General features: G+C 56.2%; 24 protein-coding genes and 1 pseudogene. 10 read left to right on the top strand and 15 right to left on the bottom strand.

The window, feature by feature from the left end:
* Positions 1 to 77 precede the first annotated feature (77 nt).
* A complete protein-coding gene (gene fpr / locus DXX3274_RS01580; RefSeq protein WP_042858216.1) occupies positions 78 to 824 on the top strand; it encodes a ferredoxin--NADP(+) reductase in 747 nt (248 codons plus the stop codon).
* Between the two features lie 13 nt (positions 825 to 837).
* On the opposite strand, the gene DXX3274_RS01575 is transcribed toward fpr, so the two are convergent.
* Positions 838 to 1,263 carry a DUF805 domain-containing protein gene (locus DXX3274_RS01575; protein WP_042858215.1) on the bottom strand — a complete coding sequence of 142 codons (426 nt, stop codon included), beginning with the start codon at positions 1,261 to 1,263 and terminating at the stop codon, positions 838 to 840.
* Between the two features lie 148 nt (positions 1,264 to 1,411).
* Between DXX3274_RS01575 and DXX3274_RS01570 the strand changes: the two genes are divergently transcribed.
* The 4 genes from DXX3274_RS01570 (at position 1,412) to DXX3274_RS01555 (ending at position 6,129) form a co-directional block, all read left to right on the top strand.
* Positions 1,412 to 2,005 (top strand): DUF1454 family protein, encoded by a 594-nt coding sequence (locus DXX3274_RS01570; protein WP_152495295.1) that lies wholly within the window; start codon positions 1,412 to 1,414, stop codon positions 2,003 to 2,005.
* A gap of 141 nt (positions 2,006 to 2,146) precedes the next feature.
* The gene (gene tpiA, locus DXX3274_RS01565) at positions 2,147 to 2,917 is read left to right on the top strand and encodes a triose-phosphate isomerase (protein WP_038664524.1); all 771 of its coding nucleotides are present in this window, start codon (positions 2,147 to 2,149) and stop codon (positions 2,915 to 2,917) included.
* A gap of 153 nt (positions 2,918 to 3,070) precedes the next feature.
* Positions 3,071 to 4,540 (top strand): alkaline phosphatase, encoded by a 1,470-nt coding sequence (gene phoA / locus DXX3274_RS01560; protein ID WP_042858213.1) that lies wholly within the window; start codon positions 3,071 to 3,073, stop codon positions 4,538 to 4,540.
* A gap of 230 nt (positions 4,541 to 4,770) precedes the next feature.
* Complete coding sequence (locus DXX3274_RS01555) at positions 4,771 to 6,129, top strand: glycoside hydrolase family 28 protein (RefSeq protein WP_084478659.1); 1,359 nt, start codon at positions 4,771 to 4,773, stop codon at positions 6,127 to 6,129.
* Positions 6,130 to 6,180: 51 nt separating this feature from the next.
* Here the strand turns inward: DXX3274_RS01555 and aguA are convergent, their stop codons facing one another.
* The 5 genes from aguA to DXX3274_RS01530 form a co-directional block, all read right to left on the bottom strand.
* Complete coding sequence (gene aguA, locus DXX3274_RS01550) at positions 6,181 to 7,278, bottom strand: agmatine deiminase (protein WP_042858210.1); 1,098 nt, start codon at positions 7,276 to 7,278, stop codon at positions 6,181 to 6,183.
* 3 nt (positions 7,279 to 7,281) lie between these two features.
* A complete protein-coding gene (gene aguB, locus DXX3274_RS01545; protein WP_038664515.1) occupies positions 7,282 to 8,166 on the bottom strand; it encodes an N-carbamoylputrescine amidase in 885 nt (294 codons plus the stop codon).
* Between the two features lie 318 nt (positions 8,167 to 8,484).
* Positions 8,485 to 9,447, bottom strand: coding sequence for a 6-phosphofructokinase (gene pfkA / locus DXX3274_RS01540; protein ID WP_038664512.1), 963 nt, complete (start codon positions 9,445 to 9,447; stop codon positions 8,485 to 8,487).
* A 246-nt stretch (positions 9,448 to 9,693) separates the two neighbouring features.
* On the bottom strand, positions 9,694 to 10,596 hold the full coding sequence (gene fieF / locus DXX3274_RS01535; RefSeq protein ID WP_042858209.1) for a CDF family cation-efflux transporter FieF: 903 nt from the start codon (positions 10,594 to 10,596) through the stop codon (positions 9,694 to 9,696).
* A gap of 129 nt (positions 10,597 to 10,725) precedes the next feature.
* Positions 10,726 to 11,196, bottom strand: coding sequence for a 2TM domain-containing protein (locus tag DXX3274_RS01530; RefSeq protein WP_042858208.1), 471 nt, complete (start codon positions 11,194 to 11,196; stop codon positions 10,726 to 10,728).
* Positions 11,197 to 11,398: 202 nt separating this feature from the next.
* On the opposite strand from DXX3274_RS01530, the gene DXX3274_RS01525 reads away from it, so the two are divergent.
* A complete protein-coding gene (locus DXX3274_RS01525; protein WP_042858207.1) occupies positions 11,399 to 11,863 on the top strand; it encodes an NUDIX hydrolase in 465 nt (154 codons plus the stop codon).
* On the opposite strand, the gene DXX3274_RS24470 is transcribed toward DXX3274_RS01525, so the two are convergent.
* The 9 genes and pseudogenes from DXX3274_RS24470 to cpxP form a co-directional block, all read right to left on the bottom strand.
* Positions 11,860 to 12,084, bottom strand: coding sequence for a tail fiber assembly protein (locus tag DXX3274_RS24470; RefSeq protein ID WP_371206807.1), 225 nt, complete (start codon positions 12,082 to 12,084; stop codon positions 11,860 to 11,862). The two genes, DXX3274_RS01525 and DXX3274_RS24470, sit on opposite strands and share 4 nt — an antisense overlap.
* Before the next feature lie 30 nt (positions 12,085 to 12,114).
* Positions 12,115 to 12,456, bottom strand: coding sequence for a hypothetical protein (locus tag DXX3274_RS24465; RefSeq protein WP_371206806.1), 342 nt, complete (start codon positions 12,454 to 12,456; stop codon positions 12,115 to 12,117).
* Positions 12,457 to 12,480: 24 nt separating this feature from the next.
* Positions 12,481 to 13,617, bottom strand: a complete 1,137-nt coding sequence (locus tag DXX3274_RS01515) for a phage tail protein (protein ID WP_042861797.1) — start codon at positions 13,615 to 13,617, stop codon at positions 12,481 to 12,483.
* A gap of 310 nt (positions 13,618 to 13,927) precedes the next feature.
* Positions 13,928 to 14,547 (bottom strand): annotated as a pseudogene (locus DXX3274_RS01510) (tail fiber assembly protein).
* On the bottom strand, positions 14,547 to 15,665 hold the full coding sequence (locus tag DXX3274_RS01505; protein WP_042858206.1) for a phage tail protein: 1,119 nt from the start codon (positions 15,663 to 15,665) through the stop codon (positions 14,547 to 14,549). Before DXX3274_RS01505 ends, DXX3274_RS01510 begins: the two are co-directional and overlap by 1 nt.
* A gap of 250 nt (positions 15,666 to 15,915) precedes the next feature.
* Positions 15,916 to 16,293, bottom strand: a complete 378-nt coding sequence (locus DXX3274_RS22535) for a tail fiber assembly protein (protein WP_042858205.1) — start codon at positions 16,291 to 16,293, stop codon at positions 15,916 to 15,918.
* An 8-nt stretch (positions 16,294 to 16,301) separates the two neighbouring features.
* Entirely contained in the window at positions 16,302 to 17,528 is a 1,227-nt protein-coding gene (locus DXX3274_RS01495; RefSeq protein ID WP_042858204.1) for a phage tail protein, read from the bottom strand.
* A 304-nt stretch (positions 17,529 to 17,832) separates the two neighbouring features.
* Entirely contained in the window at positions 17,833 to 19,110 is a 1,278-nt protein-coding gene (locus DXX3274_RS24115) for a phage tail protein (protein ID WP_238556076.1), read from the bottom strand.
* A 342-nt stretch (positions 19,111 to 19,452) separates the two neighbouring features.
* Positions 19,453 to 19,977 carry a cell-envelope stress modulator CpxP gene (cpxP, locus tag DXX3274_RS01485; RefSeq protein WP_042858202.1) on the bottom strand — a complete coding sequence of 175 codons (525 nt, stop codon included), beginning with the start codon at positions 19,975 to 19,977 and terminating at the stop codon, positions 19,453 to 19,455.
* A 185-nt stretch (positions 19,978 to 20,162) separates the two neighbouring features.
* On the opposite strand from cpxP, the gene cpxR reads away from it, so the two are divergent.
* The 4 genes from cpxR to DXX3274_RS01465 all read left to right on the top strand — a co-directional run bounded on the left by cpxR (position 20,163) and on the right by DXX3274_RS01465 (position 25,432).
* Positions 20,163 to 20,861, top strand: a complete 699-nt coding sequence (gene cpxR, locus DXX3274_RS01480; RefSeq protein WP_038664473.1) for an envelope stress response regulator transcription factor CpxR — start codon at positions 20,163 to 20,165, stop codon at positions 20,859 to 20,861.
* A gap of 16 nt (positions 20,862 to 20,877) precedes the next feature.
* Positions 20,878 to 22,248, top strand: coding sequence for an envelope stress sensor histidine kinase CpxA (gene cpxA, locus DXX3274_RS01475; protein ID WP_038664470.1), 1,371 nt, complete (start codon positions 20,878 to 20,880; stop codon positions 22,246 to 22,248).
* A 239-nt stretch (positions 22,249 to 22,487) separates the two neighbouring features.
* A complete protein-coding gene (locus tag DXX3274_RS01470; RefSeq protein WP_042858201.1) occupies positions 22,488 to 24,689 on the top strand; it encodes a hypothetical protein in 2,202 nt (733 codons plus the stop codon).
* Positions 24,659 to 25,432 carry a DUF3142 domain-containing protein gene (locus DXX3274_RS01465; RefSeq protein ID WP_042858200.1) on the top strand — a complete coding sequence of 258 codons (774 nt, stop codon included), beginning with the start codon at positions 24,659 to 24,661 and terminating at the stop codon, positions 25,430 to 25,432. Before DXX3274_RS01470 ends, DXX3274_RS01465 begins: the two co-directional genes overlap by 31 nt.
* Positions 25,433 to 25,446: the final 14 nt, after the last annotated feature.

The following is a 25,446-nucleotide window of genomic DNA, read 5'->3' as shown; positions in this document are numbered from 1 at the left end:
TAACAGATCGCGTATCGTAAAGTCTGGCTGCTCGCAGCCCTGTGACACCCGAGAGATCAAAACAGGAGCATAGAACCATGGCAGAGTGGGTGACCGGCAAGGTTATTCAGGTTGAACACTGGACGGAAAACTTATTCAGTCTGCGGCTGGAAGCGCCGGTGGCGCCGTTTACCGCCGGGCAGTTCGCCAAGCTGGCGCTGGAACTGGACGGCGAGCGGGTGCAACGCGCCTATTCCTACGTCAACGCCCCCAGCGACAATCTGCTGGAGTTTTACCTGGTCAACGTGCCGGACGGCAAGCTCAGCCCGCATCTGCACCGTTGCCAGCCGGGCGACGAGGTGCTGGTGACGCAGGAAGCCGCCGGCTTCTTCGTGCTCGACGAGATTCCGGACTGCGACACGCTATGGATGCTGGCGACCGGCACCGCCATCGGCCCGTATCTGTCGATTCTGCAGGAAGGGCGCTACCTGGAACGGTTCAAACACATCGTGCTGGTGCACGCCGCCCGTTTCGCCCGCGATCTCAGCTACCTGCCGCTGATGCAACAGCTGGAACAGCGCTATGACGGCAAACTGCGTATCCAGACCGTAGTCAGCCGCGAGGAACAGCCCGGCTCGCTCACCGGCCGCGTGCCGGCGCTGATTGAAAGCGGCGCGCTGGAGGCGGCGGTCGGCCTGCCGATGGACGCGGCGACCAGCCACGTGATGCTGTGCGGCAACCCGCAGATGGTGCGGGATACCCAGCAGTTGCTCAAAGACACGCGGCAGATGAGCAAACACCTGCGCCGTCGTCCCGGTCATATGACCAGCGAGCACTACTGGTAACGACGAGCGAGATTCAGGAAGCGCGGAGCCGCAACGGCTCCGCCGCCGGTCCGAAACGGTTAGCGCCAGCCGTACCGACAAACGCGCCGCAATCCAGCAGCATCATCACGGCAATCAACACAGGCAGAAAACTCCCTACCCCCCACTGACCGAGCGGCGGCAGCATCGACCAGTTGCCGTTGCCCAGCATCCAGGCCACCACCAGCAATAACGCCCACCAGCCGCTTTTGTTGCGGTCATGCAGCCGTTTGACCAGTATCGCCGCCAGCGGCCACATCAACACCACCAGCACGAACGCCGCTTTCTGGGTTTCCAACCAGCCGGTACCGGCCAACATGAACAACCCCACCATCAGCGCCGACACCATCACCATCCCTAACCAGAAATCCCGGCGGCCAACACGGCCGCGAAACGAAAAACACCATTGTTGTATCGTCATCACTTTCCATCCCCGAATGCGGTTCTACGGGCGTGAGTTTACCTTAAGTCAGCCCGTGTTTTTTATCGCACGTTTTGACAATTGAGTCCGAATCCCGTTTTAATCACACAGCATGCCAACGGTACGTGACGATGCTGATGAATTGATGATGAAAAATGCCCTGTTGATTGTTTGTTGCCTGTCTGCCGGCCTACTCTGCACCCCGTTTGCCAGGAGTGACGGTCTGTTCCAGCAAAAACCCCCGACCGCCGCGCCTTATCTGCTGTCAGGTTCTCCCACGTTCGACATGAACATCGTACAGTTTCGCACCCGTTATAACCTGAGCAACCCGTCGTTGCCGATTAGCGAATACCGGGTGGTCGATACCGGCGATGACTCGCCCAATCTGACGCGCGCCGCCAGCCGTATCAACGATCGTCTGTATTCTTCCACCGCGCTGGAAAAAGGCACCGGCAAGATCAAAACCATGCAGATTACCTGGTTGCCCAAACCGAAAGACACCGACCAGAGCGGACGGCGCAAACAGGCTATCGGTTACATGGCGGCGCTGGTACGCACCTTTATGCCGTCGTTGACCAACGAGCAAAGCCTGAAAAAGATCGAAACGTTGCTGGAAAAAGGCAAAGGGCAGCGCTTTTACCAGCAAACGGAAGGAGCACTGCGCTACGTCGTGGCGGATCATGGCGAAAAAGGGCTAACTTTCGCTGTTGAACCGATTAAGCTGGCGCTATCTGATTCGTGATCACATCGAGAATTAGGCACGAAAAACAGAGCCACCGTGCCATTTCGACTCTATACTATCGTCAGTTTTGTATCATCGTCAGATTGGCTGCCTGACGCAGCCATGTAATGATTAACTGGCAATTCGCCTGGAGGAAACAAGATGCGACACCCCTTAGTCATGGGCAACTGGAAGCTGAACGGCAGCACCAGCATGGTTCACGAACTGATCGCCGGCCTGCGCAACGAACTGAGCGCCGTAACGGGTTGCGGCGTGGCCATCGCGCCGCCGGCGCTTTATCTGGATCAGGCTAAACATCTGCTGGCAGGCAGCCGTATCGCACTGGGTGCCCAGAACGTGGACGTCAACCTTGCCGGCGCCTTCACCGGTGAAACCTCCGCCGCGATGCTGAAAGACATCGGCGCCCAATACATCATCATCGGCCACTCCGAACGCCGTACCTATCATCACGAAAGCGACGAGTTCATCGCTAAAAAATTCGCCGTGCTGAAAGAAACCGGCCTGATTCCGGTACTGTGCATCGGTGAAACCGAAGCCGAAAACGAAGCCGGCCAGACCGAAGCCGTATGCGCGCGTCAACTGGACGCCGTGCTGAACACGCTGGGCGCGAAAGCGTTCGAAAACACCGTGATTGCCTACGAGCCGGTCTGGGCCATCGGCACCGGCAAATCCGCCACCCCGGCGCAAGCGCAGGCGGTACACAAATTCATCCGCAACCACATCGCCAAGCAGGATGCTGCGGTAGCCGAGCAGGTCATCATTCAGTACGGCGGGTCGGTCAATGCCGCCAACGCCGCTGAACTCTTCACCCAGCCGGACATCGACGGCGCACTGGTTGGCGGCGCTTCGCTGAAAGCCGACGCCTTCGCGGTCATCGTCAAAGCTGCCGCCGAAGCCAAAAGCCAGGCCTGATCAGCCCTGTTGATACCGCACAACGGCTCCGCTTCGGGGCCGTTTTTTTATGCCTTTTTTCCACCCATACCAACCGCGTTCATCATTCTGTCATTTTCTCTGTCTAGGTTTTACCACACATGTTTATTTGTTACTTAATTTAACTGCGAGTGAATGACCATGACCCGTAAGGCTTTGATCCGCAAAACTTTGATCCGCAAGACCTTGATCAGTAAAACCTTGATCAGCAAAACCCTGCTCTCTTCCCTGATGATGACGCTTATCGCCGGCAGCGCTCTGGCCGCCAGCGCCGATTACAACCGCCAGGCTCAGGGCGATATCACCCAGCCCGGCGGCGCGCGCCGCCTCAGCGCCGATCAGACCGAGATGTTGAAGGCCTCGCTCAACGCGAAAACCGCCAAAAACGTGATTCTGCTGATTGGCGACGGCATGGGCGACTCTGAAATCACCGCGGCACGCAACTACGCGCTGGGCGCCGGCGGTTTCTTCAAAGGCATCGACGCGCTGCCGCTGACCGGCCAATACACCCACTACTCGCTGGACAAGAAAACCCGCAAACCGGATTACGTGACCGATTCCGCTGCATCGGCCACCGCCTGGTCCAGCGGCGTCAAAACCTACAACGGCGCGCTGGGCGTAGATGTGGACAGTAAAGACCATAAGACGCTGATTGAAATCGCCAAAGCGGCGGGCAAAGCCACCGGCAACGTCTCCACTGCCGAACTGGAAGACGCCACACCGGCCGCAATGGTGTCGCACGTCACCTCGCGTAAGTGCTACGGCCCGGAAAAAACCAGCCAGCAATGCCCGACCAACGCGCTGGAAAACGGCGGTCGCGGCTCTATCGCCGAACAGCTGCTGGTTACCCGCGCTGACGTCACGCTGGGCGGCGGTGCCGCCACCTTCAAAGAAATCGCCAAAGCAGGTAAATATCAGGGTAAAAGCCTGACAGAACAGGCGGAAGCGCTGGGCTACCACCTCGTAACCGATCTGGACGGCATGAATGCCGTTACCGCCGCCAGTCAGAGCAAACCGGTGCTGGGCCTGTTCGCCGACGGCAACATGCCGGTGCGCTGGCAGGGGCCGAAAGCCAGCTACCACGGCAACCTCGATAAACCGGTAGTGACCTGTGAACCCAACGCCCAGCGCGGCGCCGGCGTACCGACACTGGCGCAAATGACCGATAAGGCCATCCAGCTGTTGAGCAAGAACAAAAACGGTTTCTTCCTGCAGGTGGAAGGTGCCTCTATCGACAAACAGGACCACGCCGCCAACCCGTGCGGTCAGTTCGGTGAAACGGTGGATCTGGACGAAGCGGTGCAGAAAGCGCTGGAATTCGCCCGTCGCGACGGCAACACGCTGGTGATCGTCACCGCCGACCACGCCCACTCCAGCCAGATCGTCGAAAACGGCGCCAAAGCGCCGGGCCTGACGCAGGCGCTGAACACCAAAGATAACGCAGTGATGACCATCAGCTACGGTAACTCGGAAGAGGAATCGCAGGGACACACCGGCACCCAGCTGCGCATCGCCGCCTATGGTCCGCACGCCGCCAACGTGGTGGGCCTGACCGACCAGACCGACCTGTTCTACACCATGAAAAACGCGATGGGGCTGAAGTAATCTCCAGGGCCGCGGCAGCCCGCCGTCGGCCCGTTCCCTGATAACGGCGCGTCGGGTCTGTACTGAGGCTCGCCCCCTCCAGGGACACAAACTCACACCGGCTCCCCATTACTTACACATTCACGTCGCTGTTAACACTCTCCCCGATGCAATCCAGACTACGCTCAGGCTACGCTGCTGATGCGTAATAACCATCCCTTGTTTGAATCAACCAACGCTGGGACTCACTCATGAACTATTCACTGATATTGACGCCCGTCTGGCGAGGACTGCTCGCCTCAATGATGCTGTTGCCTACCGTCTCCTTTGCTGATGTTTATGACTGCGACCCTGCTAATTTTGGCGCGATCGCGGACAGCAAGACTATCAACACCACCGCCATTCAACAGGCGATTGACGCCTGCGGCCAACAGGGCGGCGGCCGCGTGATTTTTCGCGCCGGCGTCTGGCTCAGCGGCCCGCTACAGTTGCGCAATGGCGTCACGCTGCAGTTGGAGGAAGGCAGCGTATTGCAGGCCACTAACCAGGAACATCGCTTCGTCCCGGCGTTTATCGGCACGCCCACCCACGCGGACGAAGCTTTCATTCTGGCCGATGGCGTCAGCCATGTCGGCATTAACGGCACCGGTATTATTGACGGCAACGGTGAGAAAGACTGGTGGCCGCAGGCCCGGGAGGTTAGCCAGGACCTGAAAACGCACGGCGATGCCAACTTCCGCCAGCGCTGGCCGAATATCCCGCCCACTAACGGCATGCCTCGCCCCTGGCTGGTGGAATTCAACCATGTGTACGACGGCAAAATAGGTACGGTGCTGGTACGAAACTCGCCGATGTGGAACATCGTACTGCGCAACAGCGAGCAACTGGTGCTTGACGGCACCCGAATCAACAACCCGGTCGATGCCCCCAACACCGACGGAGTAGATATCGTATCTTCAAAAAATGTCATTATGAGACAATTGGATATCGACACCGACGACGACGATGTCGCCATCAAGTCCGGTCTGGCCGGGATGCTTGGCGACAAACGCCCGGCCAGCGATATTACGCTGACGGATAGCGTCATCCACCGTGGTCATGGCGTGTCGATCGGCAGTGAAACCGCCAACGGCATTGATAACATCATTGCCAACCACTTGCGTTTCTTCGGTACGGAAAACGGCGTGCGCATTAAGTCGGGCCGGGATCGCGGCGCAAATATCGGCCCGGTATCATTCAGCGATATCACGATGGATAACGTCAATACACCGATCTCTATTTCCGACAGTTACGGCAAGTCACTCACTCCAGGTCATTTTCCCGAGGGGCTGCCAACGATCGCCAACGCGCCAGTCACCGCGTATACGCCGTATGTGCATGACGTAACGGTTAGCAACCTGACCGCCAGCAACGCTAAAAATGCCGGGATTATTAGTGGACTGCCGGAAGCGCCGGTGAAAAACCTGCTGCTGGAAAACGTTGACATCACCGCATCGCAGCGCGGTTTGCTGACTAACTACGTTGACGGTAAGTTGATTAATACCCACATTCAGGCTGCCAACAGCGAAACCGTCAATCAGGGCGATGGCTCCCAACTGACGATCCGCTAACAACACCCCCAGGATAGCAAGAACGCTTCATGGGGGTGCAGGCAGCAGAGATTAGCGGCGTATCGCCGGAATTTGCTGGGTAATACAGTGGATGTTGCCGCCGCCCAGCAGGATCTCGCGGGCCGGCACGCCGCTTACCAGATAGTCAGGGAACATCTGTTGCAGCAGGGCGTGTGCCTCGCCGTCAGTGCGTTCATCCAGCAACGGGTAAATGATCTGCTGGTTGCTGATCAGGAAATTGACGTACGAGCCCGCCAGCCGTGAGCCGGCGTTACGTTCAATGGCGTTGCCGTCGGTCACGCCAGCCGCTTCTTCCGGCGTGGCGTACAGCGGGCCCGGCGCCGGCAGTTTCCAGATTTTCAGCGACCGGCCTTGCGCATCCTTCGTCTGCGACAGCACCTGATACGCCGCCTGAGAGCGGGCGTACTGCGGGTCGGTTTCATCGTCGGTCCAGTGCAGCGCCACTTCGCCGGGGCGCACAAAACAGCACATGTTATCGATATGGCCGTCGGTTTCGTCGTTATACACGCCGTCTTCCAGCCAGATAAAGGCGGTGACGCCGAGATAATCCCGCAGCAGTTGTTCAATCTGCGCCTTGTTCAGGTGCGGATTGCGGTTCGGGTTCAGCAGGCACTCGGCGGTGGTCAGCAGCGTGCCTTCGCCATCGGTGTGGATGGAACCGCCTTCCAGAATCAGCGGCGCGGCATAACGCGCATCGCCATGATACGCCAGCACCTGCGCGGCGACCTTTTCGTCACGGCTCCAGTCTTGGTACAGTCCGCCCAGAGCACCGCCCCAGGCGTTGAACTGCCAGTCGACGCCACGGCGTTCGCCGGCGGCGTTCAGCACCACGGTCGGCCCGGTGTCACGCATCCAGGCGTCATCGCTTTCCATCTCTACCAGCGTGACGTCGGCCGGCATGACGCTTTTGGCGAGCGCCATCTGGTCGCGTGGTGCCCCCATGATGACCGGCGTGGTCTGCGCAATGGCGGCGGCAACGGCGGCAAAGGTGCGCTGAGCGGGAATGGCATCTCCTTGTGAGCGCCAGTTGTCGCGGCGATACGGCCACAACATCCACACGGCGTCGTGCGGCGCCCATTCCGCTGGCATGGAGAAACCGTCCTGCAACGGCGTGGTCAGTTCAGACATCACTTATCTCCAGGTCTTGCCGTCAGAAGTACCGATGACGCCGTACATGTCCGGGCGACGGTCGCGGAACAGGCCCCAGGAAGCGCGCTGTGCGGCGATGGCGTCCAGATCGAACTCGTGCACCAGCACCGTTTCATCCGTTTTGTTGGCCTGCGCTACCAGCGCGCCGGTTTGATCGGCGATGAACGACGAGCCGTAGAAAGTCATTTCCAGACCGTCGATGTACTTGCTGGCTTCGGTGCCGATGCGGTTGGAGGCGATCACCGGAATCAGGTTGGCGGCGGCATGGCCCTGCTGTACGCGAGTCCAGTGCGGCTGGCTGTCGATTTCCGGGTACGCCGGTTCGGAACCGATGGCGGTCGGGTAGAAAATCAACTCAGCGCCTTTGAGCGCCAGACAACGAGCGGTTTCCGGGAACCATTGATCCCAGCAGATGCCCACGCCCACTTTGGCGTAGCGGGTCTGCCACACTTTGAAACCGGTGTCGCCCGGAATAAAGAACTGTTTTTCCTGATAGGCCGGGCCGTTCGGAATATGGGTTTTGCGATACACATCCAACACGCTGCCGTCGGCATCGATCATCACCAGCGAGTTGTAGTAGGCGTTATTGGCACGCTCGAAGAAACTCAGCGGCAGCACCACTTCCAGCTCGGCTGCCAGCGCGGAGAAGTGTTTGATAAGCGGGCTGGTTGCCAGCTCCTGGGCCAGCGCGTAGTGCTCCGGGCTCTGGTCGATGCAGAAATAAGGCGCGGCAAACAGTTCCTGAATCAGAATGATTTGTGCCCCCTGAGCATGCGCCTGACGCACCAGCCTTTCGGCGTTTTCGATATTTTTTGGCAAATCCCAGGTGCAGGCCATCTGAGTGGCGGCAACGGTAACTTTTGTCATGCGAAAACCTCAATAATTTCTGTATGGGTGCTCATGCCTGCGCCGCCAGCGGCGTGGGTAATAGCAAGAGTCTGGTAAAAAGTTTAGGTCAACAAATCACCCTGTGCCCGGCGAACGCCGTCATGCGCGACGCGGCACCGCAGAGCGGCGCCATTATGCCAGCGAATCATGACGGTGAGGATGCACTGATCCTCCCGTTACCGACTGCCGGCACTCGAATCGTTCGCCGATGGTTTTGCCGTTTTCTGTTTCCCAATAAGAAATCCCGCCCTGAAGAGCGGGATTTGCTTTTTCGGCCCGGCCATCGCCGGGCACACATCAGAACAGCTTCTTGGCGGTGTTAAGCCAGTCGCCTTTGAACGGGCGCTTCATGTTCTCGATGGCGTCGATAATATCATGATGGACCAGTTTTTCATTCTGGATCCCGACGCACCGGCCGCCGTAGCCCTGCTGCAGCAGTTCGATAGAGTACGCGCCCATGCGGGAGGCGAGGATACGGTCGTACGCCACCGGCGACCCGCCGCGCTGGATGTGGCCCAGTACGGTGGCGCGGGTTTCACGTTCGGTTTCCTGCTCGATATAGTGCGCCAGCTCATCCACATCGCACACCAGTTCGGTAATCGCCACGATGGCGTGTTTCTTACCTTTGGCGATACCGGCTTTGATCTCTTCCACCAGGTCTTCTTTTTTGAAGTCGACTTCCGGCAGCACGATAAACTCACACCCCCCGGCAATCGCCGCCGCCAGCGTCAGGTCACCACAGTGACGCCCCATCACTTCCACGATGGAGATACGCTGATGCGAAGAAGAGGTATCACGCAGGCGGTCAATCGCTTCCACCACGGTTTCCAGCGCGGTGAAATAGCCGATGGTGTAGTCGGTGCCGGCAACGTCGTTATCGATGGTGCCCGGCAAACCGATGCAGGGGAAACCCATTTCCGTCAGGCGTTTGGCCCCCATGTAGGAACCGTCGCCGCCGATCACCACCAGCGCGTCCAGGCCGCGTTTTTTCATGTTTTCCACGCACACCTGACGCACCGCTTCTTCGCGGAACGCCGGAAAACGGGCGGACCCGAGGAACGTGCCGCCGCGGTTGATCACATCCGACACGCTATAGCGGTCCAACTGCACCATGCGATCTTCGTACAAACCCAGATAGCCATCATAGATGCCGTATACGTCCAGGTTTTCCGCTAACCCTGCTCGCACCACGCCACGAATGGCCGCATTCATTCCCGGCGCATCGCCACCGCTCGTCAGTACTCCGATTTTTTTAATCATGACAACCTCTGGATTTGTAGATGTAAACTCGCAGATTCTTCTATCTCAAGGCTCACAGGACAAAGCCTAACCGTTTATCAGCATATTATAACAAATACCCGTAGCTGAATTGATTCAGGTCAGGCCGAATGCCCCATAAAAAGCTACCGCATATCACATTTTTACAACACTTTCTGATATCGGCGGTGTTCTCCCGCCTTTTCACTCGCCCTGAAAGGCGCAACCTCGCAATCGTGCGCAGTGGACTTAAAGCACCCAGCGACCACGCTGTTCCTGCGGCACCACCGAGACGGGATCCTGATGAATGATAACGTCTGAACCGGGGAAACGCTTGAGCAATGCCTGCTCTAGTTCGTCTGCAATCTGATGTGATTCCACCAGCGGCAGGTTATCCGCCATTTCGAGATGCAGTTGGATAAAACGGGTCGGGCCTGAACGGCGGGTCCGCAACTGGTGCGCGCCGCTTACGCCCGGCCATGAGGACACGATATTGACGATTTCCTGCCGCTCCTCGTCCGGCAAGGCCCGATCCAGCAACACCTGAATAGCCTCATACGCCATTCGCAACGCACTGCCTAAAATATAGACGCCGATCCCCAGCGCGAACACTGCATCGGCCCAATTAACACCTTTCCAGCTCAACGCCAGCGACAGCAAAATCGCGCCATTCATCAGGACGTCCGACTGATAATGCAGCATATCCGCCCGCACCGCCTGACTATGAGTCTTGCGGATCACCCAGCGCTGGAATGTCACCAGCAACCCCGTCACCACCAGCGCGATAATAGTAATCCACATCCCCAGTTCAGGCCCTTGCAACGGCTGCGGGGTAATCAGATGCTGGGCGCCGGTCAATAACAAAAACAGCGCCGAACCGGAAATGAACATGCTCTGCGCCAGCGCGGCCAGCGATTCGGCTTTGCCATGCCCGAACGTATGTTCCGTATCGGCGGGTTGCAGCGAGTAACGCACCACCAGCAAATTGACCAGCGAGGCCGCGATATCCACCAGCGAATCGACCAGCGACGCCAGCAAACTGACCGACCCCGTGTACCACCAGGCGTACACTTTCATACCAAACAGAGATAACGCCGTGGCGGTAGCCAGAAAAGCGGCAGTCGTCACCAGGCGCGCGTAATGAGAATTCATACACAATTCCATTCAAGCGAGGGGGTCAGTATACCGAATTCTGACGCTGGAAAACCGTGACACTTTATTTCCGGTTTCCCGATAAGTTCCGGTTTCCCAGCATAGGCGCTACGTTCAATAATGACAGGCTTACGGCTTGCGCAGAATTTTCTGCAACCGTTCCTGCTCCCAGCGCGACCAGCGATCGCGCAGCCAGAAAACCCGCGCCGCCCGCATCGCCAGCACCCCGCCCCAAATCAGCAACGGCCATAAGAACCAGTGCGTTTGCGGGTTGACCAACTGATTGATGGCAAACAACAGCGCATTCACCGGCACAAACAGCAGCAGGCCACGCCAGAAACGGCTCTCCTGACTGACCTGCGTTCTGGCCTGCTCAATACGCTGCGCCAGCGATTCGCCGCTCACCGCCTGCTCGCTGTCTTCCTCCATCAGCACCGTCACGTTAACGCCAAACGCGGCGGCAATGGCGCTGAGCGTTTCCAAACTGGCGCGTTCCCCATTTTCGATCCGCTGGATGGTTCTGACGCTCAACGCAGACAGTTCAGCCAGTTGTTCCTGAGACCAGGCGCGGGCGAGGCGCTGTGATTTGATCGTATTCATGATGTACTCCTGTTGAATTAAACCTCGCTAACAGCCTGCGCCAGCCCCCTTCAATACACCACGACAGCAACCGGACAGCAACCCGACAGTTACCCGACATGCCCCGGCAACCGCGCCATCATGCAGATTTTGCCTGCCGACATGGACATCACTTCAGATGACGGGGAGAATACTGACGACCAGATATACGCCAGGAACACTTATGAAACGCCGACCTGCCTCACGCCTGCTGATCCTCAATCCTGAACAACGGGTGTTGTTATTCCTGTTTCACCATACTCGTGATGCCCTTGCCGGGAAACGTTATTGGGCCACGCCGGGCGGCGCAGTGGAAAGCGGAGAAACCTTTGAGCAAGCGGCGCTGCGGGAAATGTGGGAAGAAACCGGTATCCGCCGTCAGGACCCCGGCCCTTGCGTCGCCGCCCAAAGTTTTAGCATGGCGATGCCCAACGGGGACACCGTGATAGCCGATGAGCGTTTTTTTGTCATTCGCGTCACAGACAGCGCCATCCACACTGACGCATGGACAGCGCATGAACGGGACATGATGCGGGACCATCACTGGTGGAGCCGCGATGAACTGCTCGCCACGCCGGATACCTTCTACCCGGAACAGCTGGTTGAGATGTTGTGGCCTCAAACGGACGCGCCAACCGCACCCCGTTAGCAGGTGGGGGAAACAGGCCAGTTGATGCTTGGGGCGTGAGTCAGGTTGATACGGCTTAATTGCACCAGATAGGTTTTCCAATCTTTGAGTGCCTGCGTTTCCTGACTGGTAGCGATCGCCAGTTCCTGTGCGTAAGTCAGTTCCTGGATTCGATCATGCGCCATCTGGCACCGGGCATCGCGCTCCAGCCGTGCCGCCTGTAATAGGCTCGCCTGATACACAATCGCATCCGTTGCCCACTTTTCACCATCCTAGCGGTCACACTCGCTGGTGGGCGGCAACAGAGTCAGACTGGCGGACAGCTCGCCCAACACCTTGATGGTCTGTGGCTGACGCGTCTGCGTATGGTAAGCGGTATGTCCGCGAAAATCCGACACCGACTCCCAACACTGGCCATCAGCCGAGCGGCACAGCGCCTGCCCTTGCGTCACGGATTGCAGCGGTTCATCCGCATAACTGTGTGCCGGAATCCCGGTTCCCGGCATCAGATATTCATCGCTGTAACCATAGTATTCACGGGTTAGCGTATCTGCGTGATACAACCCGCAGCCAGCCGGCATGGGATGCCAGTCCATCGGCCGCCAGCACGGCACGAGCTTCCTGTGTCGATATCGTTATTACGCGGCCCTCACGATGTAGTTAAAGGCGATGTTGCGGGGGCGATTATCCGGCGCAGTGGGAACGACTCTCGACACGTCAAGCATGATCAGTTGCCCCTCCCCACCAACGGAAGCGCCGACATGTGACGACTGAGTATTCTCGGCGAAAGTAAAAGCTCCCGTGGGAACTGGCTGATTTGATGCCCCTCCGGCGAACAGCGCCTCCGATCCGAACGATCCCAAAATATTACGTATGCCATCTTTCTGAGCAGACAAAAGCGCCCGCTCTACATCCACCCCACGCCCATCATCCCAGCCACGAATAAACTCGCCGCGCAAATCCGGCAATACGCCCGACGGATAGACCTGTGCCAACCGTGGATAGCGACTTCTATCAAACGCCTGGCCGTTACATTTGAGCCATCCATCAGGGACTGTGGCTTGTGGCCAGGGCTGTGGGATACCAACGATGTCATTAATATCCAGTTTGAGTTTGGTGTTGGCCTCGGTTTTACCAGACAGCAAGCCAATAGCATAAGCAACTGCATCAGCAACAAAAGCGGTAGTCGCCAGTTGTGTCGTACTTGTTCCTGCGGCGGCGGTCGGTGCCGCAGGACTGCCGGTAAACGCCGGGCTGGCAATCGGCGCATATTGCTTATGCGGATTAACAGCAGCGACATGATCGGCTAGTAACGTGTCGGCATAGCGTCGCGTCGCCAGCGCCACCGTCGGGTCAAATTTCAGCGTTATTGCATCGGTATGGCTGACAATCAGCACCATGCGCACCGTCTGTATCCGACCGGAGCCTTCTTTTAATTCCGGTTTATAGGTTTCCGGGCAGTTACCGACCGCAATCAAATCGCCATCCACGTCGTACAAACCGATCTCACGCAGCCAGAACCCGCCTTCATTTTCCGGGATCACCTGCTCAGCAATCATTTGGCTGGCGTTGTCCGGATCAACCGTTAGCGAATTAATAACCCCGCGCCGTCTTTCGTTCACCAGTCTGGTCTGTACCGAGTCCGGGGTGGGGAGTACGCCGTTTCCATCCCCCACCCCCATTTGTACCAGCTCCAGTGGTTTTCCTGCGGCTATCGCCGCCGCCAGTTTTTTCTCACCCACTTGGGTGAGCAAGGTGAAATATTTAGTCCCCATCGATTCTCTCATCAACATGAATATAAAGGAAAAAGCCTGACGGCATCAGAAAAAATCAGAGCACGGCAAGTACTCATCGTCCCCTGTGTGCCTTGTGACAACCATTATGCTGATAGCCCATCAAATCGCCCGTTCATACGGGTGTGGTGGTGATGGCACAACAAGGTTACTGAATCCCCGCTGGCAGAGGAAAAATCGATAAGGAGCGGGGGAATATATCGAAACAACCGGTCCAGAGTAGACCAATGAAAACAACCCGTTCGGAATAACCTGGCGAGGTTATTCCGAACGGGTATCGAATAGATTTGGATTAGTTTGTCGGTATTGTCGGCCAGCAAATATCAGGCGCATGGGCCGGGTCGACGCGACTTAATTGTACCAGATAGGTTTTCCAGTCTTTGAGCGACTGGGTTTCCTGTTCGGTAGCCATCCCTAGCTCCTGTGCATAGATCAGCTCCCGGATACGGTCATGCGCCGTCTGACGCCGCACATCACATTCCTGCCGGGCTGCCTGCACCAGACTCGCCTGATGTGCCGCCGTATCCGTGACCCATTGTGCCCCATCCCAGCGGTCAAACTCGCTCGCTGGCGGCGACAAGGTCAGGCTCACGGGTAAAGGCCCCAATTCACTCACCCCCCCGGCTGGCGCGTCTGCGTATCGTAGACAGTCTTCCCGCGAAGATCCGGTACCTGTTCCCAACGCAGACCGTCGGACGAACGGCGCTGCGCTTGCCCTTCCGCCACAGATTGCGACGGTTCATCAGCATAACTGTGCGCCGGAATTCCCGTCCCCGGCATCAGATATTCGTCGCTGCTACCATAATATTCACGGGTTAGCGTATCTGCGTGATACACCCTTAACCAGCCCGCACGGGACGCCAGTCCCTCGGCCGTCAGCATAGCGCATGCTTCCTGTGCCGATACCGCCATCACGCCGCCCTCACGATGTAGTTAAAGGCGAGGTTACGGGGACGTGCAACACCGCAATATGGATAGGGATCAGTCGCAGTTTGACCAGACACAATGTTAACCCGGATGGATGGATACTTGGCTGAGGTCAATTCAGCGATATCCCAGCCTACATTGGCTTTTGTCGCTGCTTCGCCAACATTATTCAACGTCGCCATGTTGATATTGTTGGCAATATCGCCAACGATAAGTGATCCCGTCTGTGCTGACAAAATAGCGCGTCCCGCATCCACCCCACGCCCATCATCCCAGCCACGAATAAACTCGCCGCGCAAATCCGGCAGCACTCCAGATGGATAGACCTGCGCCAACCGCGGATACAACGTTTTATCAAACGCCTGACCGTTACATTTGAGCCAACCCGCTGGCGCTGCGCTCTGAGGCCACGGCAACGGAATACCGACGATATCGTTAATATCCAGTTTTAGTTTGATGCTGCTGTCCGTTTTATTCGACTGTAAATCAATAGCGCCCGCAACAAACGCGGTGGTGGCGAGTTGCGTCGTATTAGTTCCCGCCGCCGCTGTCGGTGCGATAGGGTTGCCGGTAAACGCCGGACTGGCAATCGGTGCATACTGGTTGTGCGGATTAGCCGCTGCGACATGATCGGCCAGCAACGTCTCGGCATAATGCCTCGTCGCCAGTGCTACCGCTGGGTCAAACTTCAGTGCCACCGCATCGGTACGGCTGACAATCAGGATCATGCGCACCGTCTGTATCCGGCCTGACCCTTCTTTCAGTTCCGGTTTATAGGTTTCCGGGCAGTTAGCCACCGCAATCAGGTCGCCATCCGCGTCGTACAAGCCGATTTCACGCAACCAGAACCCGCCTTCATTTTCCGGAATTATCTGTTCGGCAATAATCTGGTTGGGATTAGTCGGATCCACACTCAGGGAATTTAGTGCAGCACGACGTTTTTCATTAATCAATGTCATTTGAGCAGGATCAGGCGTTGTCGGATTTCCACCTCCATCACCTACCGCCATATATGTAATATCCAGTACCTTTCCCAACGCAACGGCATTCGCCAATTTCGTCGTTCCCACATGAGTAAGCAATGCCATGTACTTCACTGCCATAACCGGTATCCCCTATGTCGCCTACAAGTGTCACTGGCGTTGCAATAACTCCCTGAAAAAATAGTTGCCAGTATTTGCAACGCATTCCGTTTCATTGCTGTTTCAGACAACATTATGCAAAGGGGATAACATCGTGTCGTCTGACTAGCGCTGTATCAGCCATGGCACAACACGTAAATAAAAATAAACCCGCCGTAGAGGCGGGAAAAAATAAAACAATGTAGAGAGAGTAAATAAAATGTGCTTTTATTTATTTTCCAGGCAACGCCGGCCACTCTACATTATGAGGAAAACCCGTTTGTTCCGGAACCTGACGCAATACTTCACGATAAGAACGCCAGGCTTGCTGATCAACCGGTGCATCCGGTACCTGAGTCCAGTCGCTGGCAAGCAATAAATTGTCTCGCTGCCGCCGCACTGCTTCAGCCAACTGTGTTTCTGATACGGGGGCTGGAGTAACAGCAATAGGTTTTTTCGCCAATTCATCAAAAATAATCGTGTTACCAAGCGCCTGCTCACTCAATAAGTGTTGATAGTAGTCATCACCTATTGCAACCGCATCACCGGGAATGTTATCACCATTAACTTCTTTACTATAAAAACCATTACTTGATTTGGAATAAAACATATTACACCTCAGTTCCCTATCGCAATAAACTGATAAGAAATATCAGAAGAAAATTCAACAGAACCACCATTACGGACAAAAGCGCCATACCCTTTCAACATTTCTCTGGTACTATTGCTTTGCCCATAAACAGTCACACCAGTATAATTCCATCCAACAGAGTTGTTTTCTGTAATGACGACTGAGAAAAAATTATTGGGGTATACAATAGGAAATGACTGGTTAATAACACCCGCCGCTAACGTTCTTCCAATACCCCATTGAATAATAATACCGGATGGCAATACCTGATAACCGTTCAATCCTGCACCAGCAACCCCTGCACCACCTATAGCTCGCCACTGCGGGCCAGTGGAAAGAAATCTTACATTTACACCACTTTGAATTCTCAACGTTTTCGAACCAGATGGGTTATTCGGGCCGAGAATATCTAAACCCGCGCCAGAAATAATAACTGCACCATTGGAAATATTATTAAACTCAATGACTCCACCAGGACAAAGCAGTGCATCAGGCAACGTAATCGTAATATCTGCTACTTGCGACTCGATGAAACAACCAAAGGCATCACTGGTAAGTACCTTATTTTCCCTGACACCAAACGCTGATTTCATATTTCCCAACGCACGCTGTACAAACGCGGTGGTAGCAATACTGGTATCGGCATCAAACAGTGGCGGGGTCGATGCTGCAGGATTACCGGTAAAAATCGGGCTTTCAATGGGTGCATATTGCTTGTGCGGGTTAGTCGCTAAAACATGATTCGTCAGCAGAGTCTCGGCATAATGCCGCGTCGCCAACGCCACCGTCGGATCAAACGTCAGCGTCACTGCCTCGGTACTGTTGACAATCAAAATCATACGTACCGTCTGCACCCGGCCAGAACCTTCCTTCAGCTCCGGTTTATAGGTTTCCGGACAATTGCTGACCGCGATCAGATCGCCATCTATATCGTACAAACCAATTTCACGTAGCCAGAACCCACCTTCATTTTCCGGAATCACCTGCTCGGCAATCATTTGGTTAGGATTGTCAGGATCAATAGTGAGCGAATTGATTACCCCGCGCCGCTTTTCATTAACCAGCCTGGTTTGTGACGGATCCGGGGCTGGCAATGAACCACCCCCATCACCTACCCCCATCAGGGCAATTTGCAGTGGTTTTCCGGCCGAGATCGACGCTGCCAGTTTGACCTCACCGACCCGGGTAAGTAATGTAAAGTATTTAGTACCCATTTTCTCTCTCTGAGGATTATTTATAAATGAAAAGACCATACAACACCGGTATTAAATGCTTACGAAAGAAAATGGAACACCATGTTTTTCAGGCGATTCATTTTCGTTTTCATCGTAAAAAACATTACGCTATATTTATAAAAAATAACGCGATATGATGGATATGGTATTCATGACACAACAGAGAAAACTCTTAGCTCGTGTGACCAATCACGTTATTTAAAAAAAATCGCCTCATTTGTTAATGAGGCCAATGAATAAATTTAGAAAATTTAAACTTATAAAAAATCATTATAAAAATAGATTATATTAAATATTTAGAAGCATATGCATCAAATAATACATTTCCTGATGTTGCATCACTTGTGGCAATAGCAACATAGCCATCATTAACGATTACAACATTAGCATAATTCTGCGATGAAAGTCCATTTTCCATGACATGGGCTGTCATCTGCTGTCCAGATAAAACATTTCCATCACCACAAATTGTCATAGATAATAACCCAGAAGCAGTGCTACTTTGTCGAGTATACCCACTTATAGATTTAGTATTTAATGGAGCAACACTACTAATAGAAACATTAAAATCTGTTGTGGTTTTTAAAGCAGAATATATTCTCTTGGGTGGTATATATACTTCTCGCCCTCGAACAGACAACGGAATAAACTTACCCGCCTTGACCGGTACAACCGTCAATAATGCCGATGCCGTGTATCCATCCGGCATATTGGTTCCGCTATAGATCTCCGGCAATTTTACTGCGGTGGCATTAACCGCGAGCAAACCAGACGCCATCGTTACCGGATTAAAAATGGCATAAATCCCGACAAATCCTTCATCAGGGACCGTTCCGGTATCCATCCCCCCAACGCCATTTTTTGTCAGATCGATCGTCTTCTCGAATAAACCAATGCGATATTGGCTTCCACCCAAAGACGTTCCAACAATGATTTCATCGGCAACAAACCTGGCATTAGAAGAAGCGGAGGGAATATTCATTGTGGCATTTCGTGTCATGCCAATGACACCGGAGAATGCACTCCTCACGCCCAAATTCTCGATAAACCGAGCTTTATCCGCAATATCCGCGCCATTTTGAGCTTTAGCCAGAGCCATGTTGTCCACATACTGCCGGCTTGCCAGCACCACCGCCGGGTCGATTTTCAACGATACGGCATCAGCCTGGCCGACCGCCAGAATCATGCGTACCGTCTGCACGCGACCGGAGCCTTCCTGCATCTGCGGTTTATAGGTTTCGGGACAGTTGGCCACCGCCACCAGATTGTCATCGGCGTCATACAAACCGATTTCACGCAGCCAGAACCCGCCTTCATTTTCCGGAATTACCTGCTCGGCAATAATCTGATTGGGATTGGACGGGTCGATGTTCAGGGAATTGAGCGATGCGCGCCGTTTTTCATTAATCAGCTTGGTTTGCGTCGCATCCGGCGTCGGCAACGTACCACTACCGTCTCCCACCCCCATCTGGGTAATTTCCAGTTGTTTTCCCAGCGCAATCGCATTCGCCAGCCTGGCTGCCCCAACCTCGGTAAGCAGAGCGATATATTTTGTGCTCATAACGTGTCTCATCAGAATTAGCGATAAAAGGGACCCATGCAGGGTATGGAACCAATACCGCCACGCCCGTCGATACACACTTTTTCAAGCGACTTCAGCCCGTTGTGGCAGTGGAGGACATTATGCTGACGGACCGGCAAAAACGCGCGTAATGGGGGTTGGTACAGCCATGGCACAACAGCGCCAGGAAAAGGTGGTACAGAATACAGGCAAAAAAAAGCCCACCTTCAAGGTGGGCGAAAGACAGGGATGGTGTCTATGGCAAGGAAAACAGGTTACTTCTCTACACACTACTCTCAGCACTACTCTCAGCACTACTCTCACTACTCGGAAAAACACGCATTACTCGGTACTCTCATCCTGCCCCTGACGGGACAGTTCCAAATTCTGGCTACTCGATCCGGATGCCGACATCCGCTGCCGCACGCTCTGCATCACCTGTTCATGCTTCTGATTCAGAATCGATTTCTGCTCCGGCGTCAGCATGTTGTACATCTGGTTGCTCACCCGGGCTATCTCCACCTGGCGCGCAATCTGCTCCTGAACCATTCTGGCGACCTGCGCCTGCACCGCCGGAGCATCGAATTTTTCCGCCGTCACCAGCCGATGCATAATTTCCACATCGTTTGCGTCATAGGCTGGCTGCTCATGGCGAACTTGCCGCATCAGGTCACGCATTTGCTGACGCTGATGTTCCGTCAACTTCACACCGTCAAACATGCCCTGCTGACTCTCTTCGCGTTTCATGGCAGAGTCATCGCGATAACAGTTCCCCAACTCAGGGGCGTCGTTTTCAGTCGCCATTACGGTGCCGGTTACCAACATTAGCAGTGAAGCAAAAGATAACGTGATGATGGTGCCCCGCATCAATGACTCCTCTGTAATTCACGTACGGCTTGTGTTTGCGTACGGTGTGACGTGTACTGTTTGGCGAATCGATGGAGTTAGTCTAATTGCCTTGCTGCAAACATGCGTCAGACGATGTAAAACTACGTAAAGTCATGGAATAGCGGCGATCTATGACGTATTTTGCCCGTGGAGGTAGGTAAATCATGAATAAAATCCTGTTGGTTGATGACGATCGCGAGCTGACATCCCTGTTGCGGGAATTGCTCGAAATGGAAGGCTTTAACGTCGTTGTCGCCCATGACGGCGAACAGGCGTTAAGCGTGCTGGATGACTCGATTGACCTGTTATTGCTGGATATCATGATGCCGAAGAAAAACGGCATCGATACTCTCAAGGAAGTTCGTCAGCGCTACCAGACGCCGGTGATCATGCTTACCGCCCGCGGCAGCGAGCTGGACCGCGTGCTCGGCCTGGAGTTGGGCGCGGACGACTATCTGCCTAAACCCTTCAACGATCGCGAGCTGGTTGCCCGCATCCGCGCCATTCTGCGCCGCTCCAGTTGGACCGACCAACAGCAGGCGGGCGAAGCCAGCGCGCCGACCATCGAGGTAGATGCGCTACGGCTTAATCCAGGCCGTCAGGAAGCCAGCTTCGACGACGAAGTTCTGGATCTGACCGGCACCGAATTCACGCTGCTCTACCTGCTGGCGCAGCGCCTGGGTCAGGTGGTGTCGCGCGAACATCTCAGTCAGGAAGTGCTGGGCAAGCGCCTCACGCCGTTCGATCGCGCCATCGACATGCATATCTCCAACCTGCGACGCAAATTACCTGAGCGCAAGGATGGGCTGCCCTGGTTTAAAACCCTGCGCGGCAGAGGCTATTTGATGGTTTCCACCGCATGATTCGGGCTGCCGCTGTATGATCAACAGTCTTACCGCCCGAATCTTCGCCATTTTCTGGCTGACGCTGGCCCTGGTGCTGATGCTGGTGCTGATGCTGCCCAAGCTGGATTCCCGGCAACTCACTCCCCTGCTGGAAAACGAGCAACGGCAGGGGCTGATGCTGGAGCAGCACATTGAGGCCGAGCTGGCGAGCGATCCGGCTAACGATTTGCTATGGTGGCGACGTCTGTTTCGCGTGATCGAAAAATGGGCGCCGCCCGGCCAGCGCCTGCTGCTGGTCACCAGCGAAGGCCGAGTGATTGGCGCCCAGCGTAATGAAATGCAGATGGTGCGCAACTTTATCGGCCAGTCCGACAGCGCCGATTTCCCGCAGAAGAAAAAATACGGCCGGCTGGAATTGCTGGGGCCGTTTTCCGTGCGCGACGGCGAGGACAGCTACCTGATGTACATGCTGCGCCCCGCCAGCAGCCCGCAGTCCGATTTTATCAACCTGCTGTTCGACCGCCCGCTGTTGCTGCTGATCGTCACCATGCTTACCAGCTCGCCGCTGTTGCTGTGGCTGGCCTGGAGCCTGGCGAAACCGGCGCGTAAGCTGAAAAACGCCGCCGACGAAGTGGCGCGCGGTAATCTGAAGCAGCATCCGGAGCTGGAGTCCGGCCCGCAGGAATTCCGGGCGACCGGCGCCAGCTTTAACCAAATGGTGAGCGCGCTGGAGCGGATGGTGACGGCGCAGCAGCGCCTGTTGTCCGACATTTCCCATGAGCTGCGCACCCCGCTGACCCGTCTGCAACTGGCGACCGCGCTATTACGCCGCCGTCAGGGCGAAGGCAACGAACTGAACCGCATCGAAACTGAAACCCAGCGGCTCGACGGCATGATCAACGACCTGCTGGTGCTGTCGCGCAACCAGCACAAGCATGAACTGTCGCGGGAAGAGCTACAGGCGGATGAACTGTGGAACGATGTGCTGGACGACGCCCGCTTTGAAGCCGAGCAGATGGGTAAAACGCTGGAGGTGTTATCGCCTCCTGGTCCCTGGCCGCTGTTCGGCAACCCGACCGCACTCGACAGTGCGTTGGAAAACGTGGTGCGTAATGCGCTTCGTTATTCGCACAGCCGTATCGCCGTGTCGTTCTCGGTCGATAGTCAGGGCGTCACCATTGTCGTCGGCGACGATGGTCCCGGCGTTAGCCCGGAAGATCGGGAACAGATTTTCCGGCCGTTCTACCGCACGGATGAAGCCCGCGATCGCGAGTCCGGCGGCACCGGTCTGGGGCTGGCGATCGTCGAAACCGCCATTTCCCAGCATCGCGGCTGGGCCAAAGCCGATGAAAGCCCGCTGGGCGGTTTGCAGCTCACGCTCTGGCTGCCGCTCTATCAACGTTGATAACCTGCCTTTTCGGGCGCGGACACCCGCGCCCGACGTCACATCCATGCCGTCAACCGATTGAGTTTTTTCCCTGCTCGGGTAGAGTGTGAACCTGTGCCGCCGGGCGAATGGCCGCGAGAAATCGCGCGCGCAACCCCGCTGGCAAAAGAAATTATCCCTTCAGTCATGCATGAACCCGCACATGCCTGATGGAATAAATTCTTGATGTTGCCTGACACCCTGCACAGGAAAAGGACATGAAAGGATTAGCCTTACTGGCTGGACTTATCGCCACGCTGGTACAGATGCCGACATACGCTTCCGGCGATGGCGTATGCGGTTTTTCCGATGCCGATTGCGGTATGCCCGCGCTTCCCTACCTTCTGCCGGATAACGACACCCGCACCAATCTGGTGCTGCTGCAGAGCAGCCGTAATCATATTCCGCTGCCGATACCTCAGCCGGAGCCGGACCAAACCCGTTCCCGCGTCGACCCGTTCACCGCTTACCGCGTGATGGGGCTGGCCGCCACCGAAGGCAACAGCGCCGGCGCGGACACCGACGCGCCGGCCGACCCCAGCGCGCCCTCGGACGACAAAGCCGACGAAGAGAACGCCTCGCTGCTGCAAAAAGCCGCCCAGTTGCATTTTCCTGATGCCGAACTGAATAAGCTGCGCGACCTGACGCCGGTTGATCTGGATGGGCGTTGGGTTTCCAACGACGCCACCACGCTGGAAAGCTTTTTCGATCTGCTGCTGGCGGACAAGGAACTGAACGACGCCCAGCGTACCCAGTTGGCGCTGGTGCGAATGAAAATGCTGTCCAGCGATTACGGCGTCGGCGACGCCAATACCGATCTGGACAGCGTACCGGACGCCGGCCATGCCGGCGAACTGCGCCGCTACCTTGCCAGCGCGGTGGCATTTTATGAAGGGCAGTTGGATCAGGCGGATAAAGGCTTCCAGCAGTTGTTGCCGGCCAGCCAGCCGTGGGTGGCGGAAACGGCCCGTTATATGCTGATTCGGGTATCGATTAATCAGGCGATGAAAGACGCGCAGGACGAATACAACATGTTCGACCCTCGCAAGATGGACAAGACCGCCGGGAAACAGGCGGTTCAGCGTATCGATGAGTACCTGAAACAGTATCCGCGGGGAAAATACGCCGACTCGGCCAACGGCCTGTACCGCCGGGCGGAGTGGATCAGCGGCGACATCGTTGCGCTGGCCGGTCGTTTCAGCCAGGTACTGGCGTCCGCCAAAAGCGTGGATCAGTTGCAGGCCATCGGCAACGAAATTGACAACAAGCTGCTGGAAGACAACCAGTTTGTGACCTCGGCCGATACGCCGGTCCTGATGCTGGTGCAGGACATCAAACGCCTGCGCAGCCCTGACGGCTGGATGACGCTGCCCGCCCTGACGCAGGAAGAAATCACCCGTCAGCAGCCGCTGTTTGAAAAAGCGGGTATGCAAGAAGAATTCCGCTATCTGCAGGCGGCGTTTCATTACTACCTGCAACGGGACTACGCCGCGGTGTTGAAGACCCTGCCGATGACCACCGCGGAAGATATCACCAACGTCACCGCTTTCAGCAGTCAGGTGCTGCGCGGGCTGGCGATGCAACAGCAAAAACAGTGGGACGAGGCGGAAGCGCACTGGCGTCATCTGCTGATGCTGAAAACCACCTACACCCAGCAACAATTCCTGCAACTGACGCTGGCGCAAACGCTGGTGGACAGCGGCCAGCCGGAACGGGTATTCACGCCGGAAAGCCCGGTCAAAAATCTGCGTTTTCGCTCCGCCATCCTGAAAGTCAGCGCCGATGCCGAGCTGTTGCACCGCCAGACCGGCCCTCAGCAGACGCATGAAGAACGCGCCATCGCCCTGCACACGCTGTTGACCAAGCAACTGACACACCGCGATTACGCCGGTTTTCTGAAAGACAGCGCGCTGCTGCAAACCATCGCACCGCTGAAAAGCACCGAGAACATGAGCTGGAACGAGGAAGACCTGACCGTATTCGGCTGGGACGGCAGCGACACCGAGGAAGGATACGAATGCCCGACGCTACAGGAAACGGTCACGACCCTGAGCCAGAACGCCAATGACGCCCATGCCCTCAACTGCCTGGGCGAGTTCGTCCTGCGCACCGGCAACGGCGTTGGATTCGACTGGGGCGAAAGCAACATGCTCAACGGCCTGACGGATGCCGCCGCCCAGTATCCAGGCAAGGAATTCAATCGTCTGGACAACTACATGCAGGTGATCGCCGACGCGAAAGCCGCGCCGGAAGACAAGAGTTACGCGCTCTACCGCGCCATCTACTGCTATGCGCCAAGCGGTTACAACGACTGCGGTTCGCAGGATATCAGCAAGGAAACGCGCAAAGCGTGGTTCCGGCAGCTCAAAGCGGACTTTAAAGGCAGCCAATGGGCGCGACAGCTCAAATACTACTGGTAGTCCGTTGTACCGTTGTGCTGACGAGCCTGCTGTGCCTGAGTTCCACCGCGTACAGCGCCACCGTTAACGCCGCCCGCTATCACGCCTTCTGGCTGTGGGCGGCGGTGCAGCCGCAACCGGTGTTGTCTCAGGCGGACACGCTCTATCTGCATCAGGGGGAAATTGCCCGCCGGAACGGCAAAACCGTATTTCTGCGTCAGGGAATTCCGGTCAGCGCCCTGCCGATCCGGCATCTCTGGCTGTCGTTTCGGGTTTCCGAACTGCGCCTTGGCGCACCGGAACTGCGACGCCTGCTGCAACTGCGGCAGCGTTGGGCCGCCGCCGGCAACCGGGTCGACGGCATCCAGATCGATTTCGACGCCAAAAGCTACCACCTGTCGCACTACGTCGCTTTTCTGCAAACGCTCCGCCAGCAGTTGCCGCCTGACTGTCGCCTGAGCGTCACCGGGCTGCTGGACTGGGCCAAAACCGGCGATGTCCGGCAACTCAACCGTCTGAACGGCGTAGTGGATGAACTGGTGGTGCAGACCTATCAGGGACGGCGCACGGTGGAGAATTACGCCGCCTATCTGCCAACGCTGATGAACCTGAAACTGCCGTTCCGCCTCGGGCTGGTGCAACAAGGCAAGTGGGATGAACAATGGCAGCGGCGGCTGGCGGCATCGCCGTTTTACCGCGGAGAAGTGGTGTTCCTGCTCAATCCGATACCGGCGCGCCGCTCCCCCATCTTGCAACAGCGTTGATACCACGCGCCGGG

The organism is Dickeya sp. NCPPB 3274, assembly GCF_000406205.1.
Taxonomy (GTDB): domain Bacteria; phylum Pseudomonadota; class Gammaproteobacteria; order Enterobacterales; family Enterobacteriaceae; genus Dickeya; species Dickeya fangzhongdai.
The sequence above is the reverse complement of the archived record's forward strand: the minus strand, read 5'-3'. Positions and strand labels throughout refer to the sequence as shown.

What these genes read in the sequence shown, in the direction of transcription:
- DXX3274_RS01575 (WP_042858215.1), bottom strand. Translation starts at nt 1,263, where the DNA reads ATGACGATACAACAATGGTGTTTTTCGTTTCGCGGCCGTGTTGGCCGC.
- tpiA (WP_038664524.1), top strand. Translation starts at nt 2,147, where the DNA reads ATGCGACACCCCTTAGTCATGGGCAACTGGAAGCTGAACGGCAGCACC.
- pfkA (WP_038664512.1), bottom strand. Translation starts at nt 9,447, where the DNA reads ATGATTAAAAAAATCGGAGTACTGACGAGCGGTGGCGATGCGCCGGGA.
- DXX3274_RS01525 (WP_042858207.1), top strand. Translation starts at nt 11,399, where the DNA reads ATGAAACGCCGACCTGCCTCACGCCTGCTGATCCTCAATCCTGAACAA.
- DXX3274_RS01465 (WP_042858200.1), top strand. Translation starts at nt 24,659, where the DNA reads ATGGGCGCGACAGCTCAAATACTACTGGTAGTCCGTTGTACCGTTGTG.
- aguB (WP_038664515.1), bottom strand. Translation starts at nt 8,166, where the DNA reads ATGACAAAAGTTACCGTTGCCGCCACTCAGATGGCCTGCACCTGGGAT.
- DXX3274_RS01515 (WP_042861797.1), bottom strand. Translation starts at nt 13,617, where the DNA reads ATGGGGACTAAATATTTCACCTTGCTCACCCAAGTGGGTGAGAAAAAA.
- DXX3274_RS24115 (WP_238556076.1), bottom strand. Translation starts at nt 19,110, where the DNA reads ATGAGCACAAAATATATCGCTCTGCTTACCGAGGTTGGGGCAGCCAGG.
- cpxP (WP_042858202.1), bottom strand. Translation starts at nt 19,977, where the DNA reads ATGCGGGGCACCATCATCACGTTATCTTTTGCTTCACTGCTAATGTTG.
- DXX3274_RS01505 (WP_042858206.1), bottom strand. Translation starts at nt 15,665, where the DNA reads ATGGCAGTGAAGTACATGGCATTGCTTACTCATGTGGGAACGACGAAA.
- phoA (WP_042858213.1), top strand. Translation starts at nt 3,071, where the DNA reads ATGACCATGACCCGTAAGGCTTTGATCCGCAAAACTTTGATCCGCAAG.
- DXX3274_RS01555 (WP_084478659.1), top strand. Translation starts at nt 4,771, where the DNA reads ATGAACTATTCACTGATATTGACGCCCGTCTGGCGAGGACTGCTCGCC.
- fieF (WP_042858209.1), bottom strand. Translation starts at nt 10,596, where the DNA reads ATGAATTCTCATTACGCGCGCCTGGTGACGACTGCCGCTTTTCTGGCT.
- fpr (WP_042858216.1), top strand. Translation starts at nt 78, where the DNA reads ATGGCAGAGTGGGTGACCGGCAAGGTTATTCAGGTTGAACACTGGACG.
- cpxA (WP_038664470.1), top strand. Translation starts at nt 20,878, where the DNA reads ATGATCAACAGTCTTACCGCCCGAATCTTCGCCATTTTCTGGCTGACG.
- DXX3274_RS01495 (WP_042858204.1), bottom strand. Translation starts at nt 17,528, where the DNA reads ATGGGTACTAAATACTTTACATTACTTACCCGGGTCGGTGAGGTCAAA.
- DXX3274_RS22535 (WP_042858205.1), bottom strand. Translation starts at nt 16,293, where the DNA reads ATGTTTTATTCCAAATCAAGTAATGGTTTTTATAGTAAAGAAGTTAAT.
- DXX3274_RS01570 (WP_152495295.1), top strand. Translation starts at nt 1,412, where the DNA reads ATGAAAAATGCCCTGTTGATTGTTTGTTGCCTGTCTGCCGGCCTACTC.
- DXX3274_RS01530 (WP_042858208.1), bottom strand. Translation starts at nt 11,196, where the DNA reads ATGAATACGATCAAATCACAGCGCCTCGCCCGCGCCTGGTCTCAGGAA.
- cpxR (WP_038664473.1), top strand. Translation starts at nt 20,163, where the DNA reads ATGAATAAAATCCTGTTGGTTGATGACGATCGCGAGCTGACATCCCTG.
- DXX3274_RS01470 (WP_042858201.1), top strand. Translation starts at nt 22,488, where the DNA reads ATGAAAGGATTAGCCTTACTGGCTGGACTTATCGCCACGCTGGTACAG.
- aguA (WP_042858210.1), bottom strand. Translation starts at nt 7,278, where the DNA reads ATGTCTGAACTGACCACGCCGTTGCAGGACGGTTTCTCCATGCCAGCG.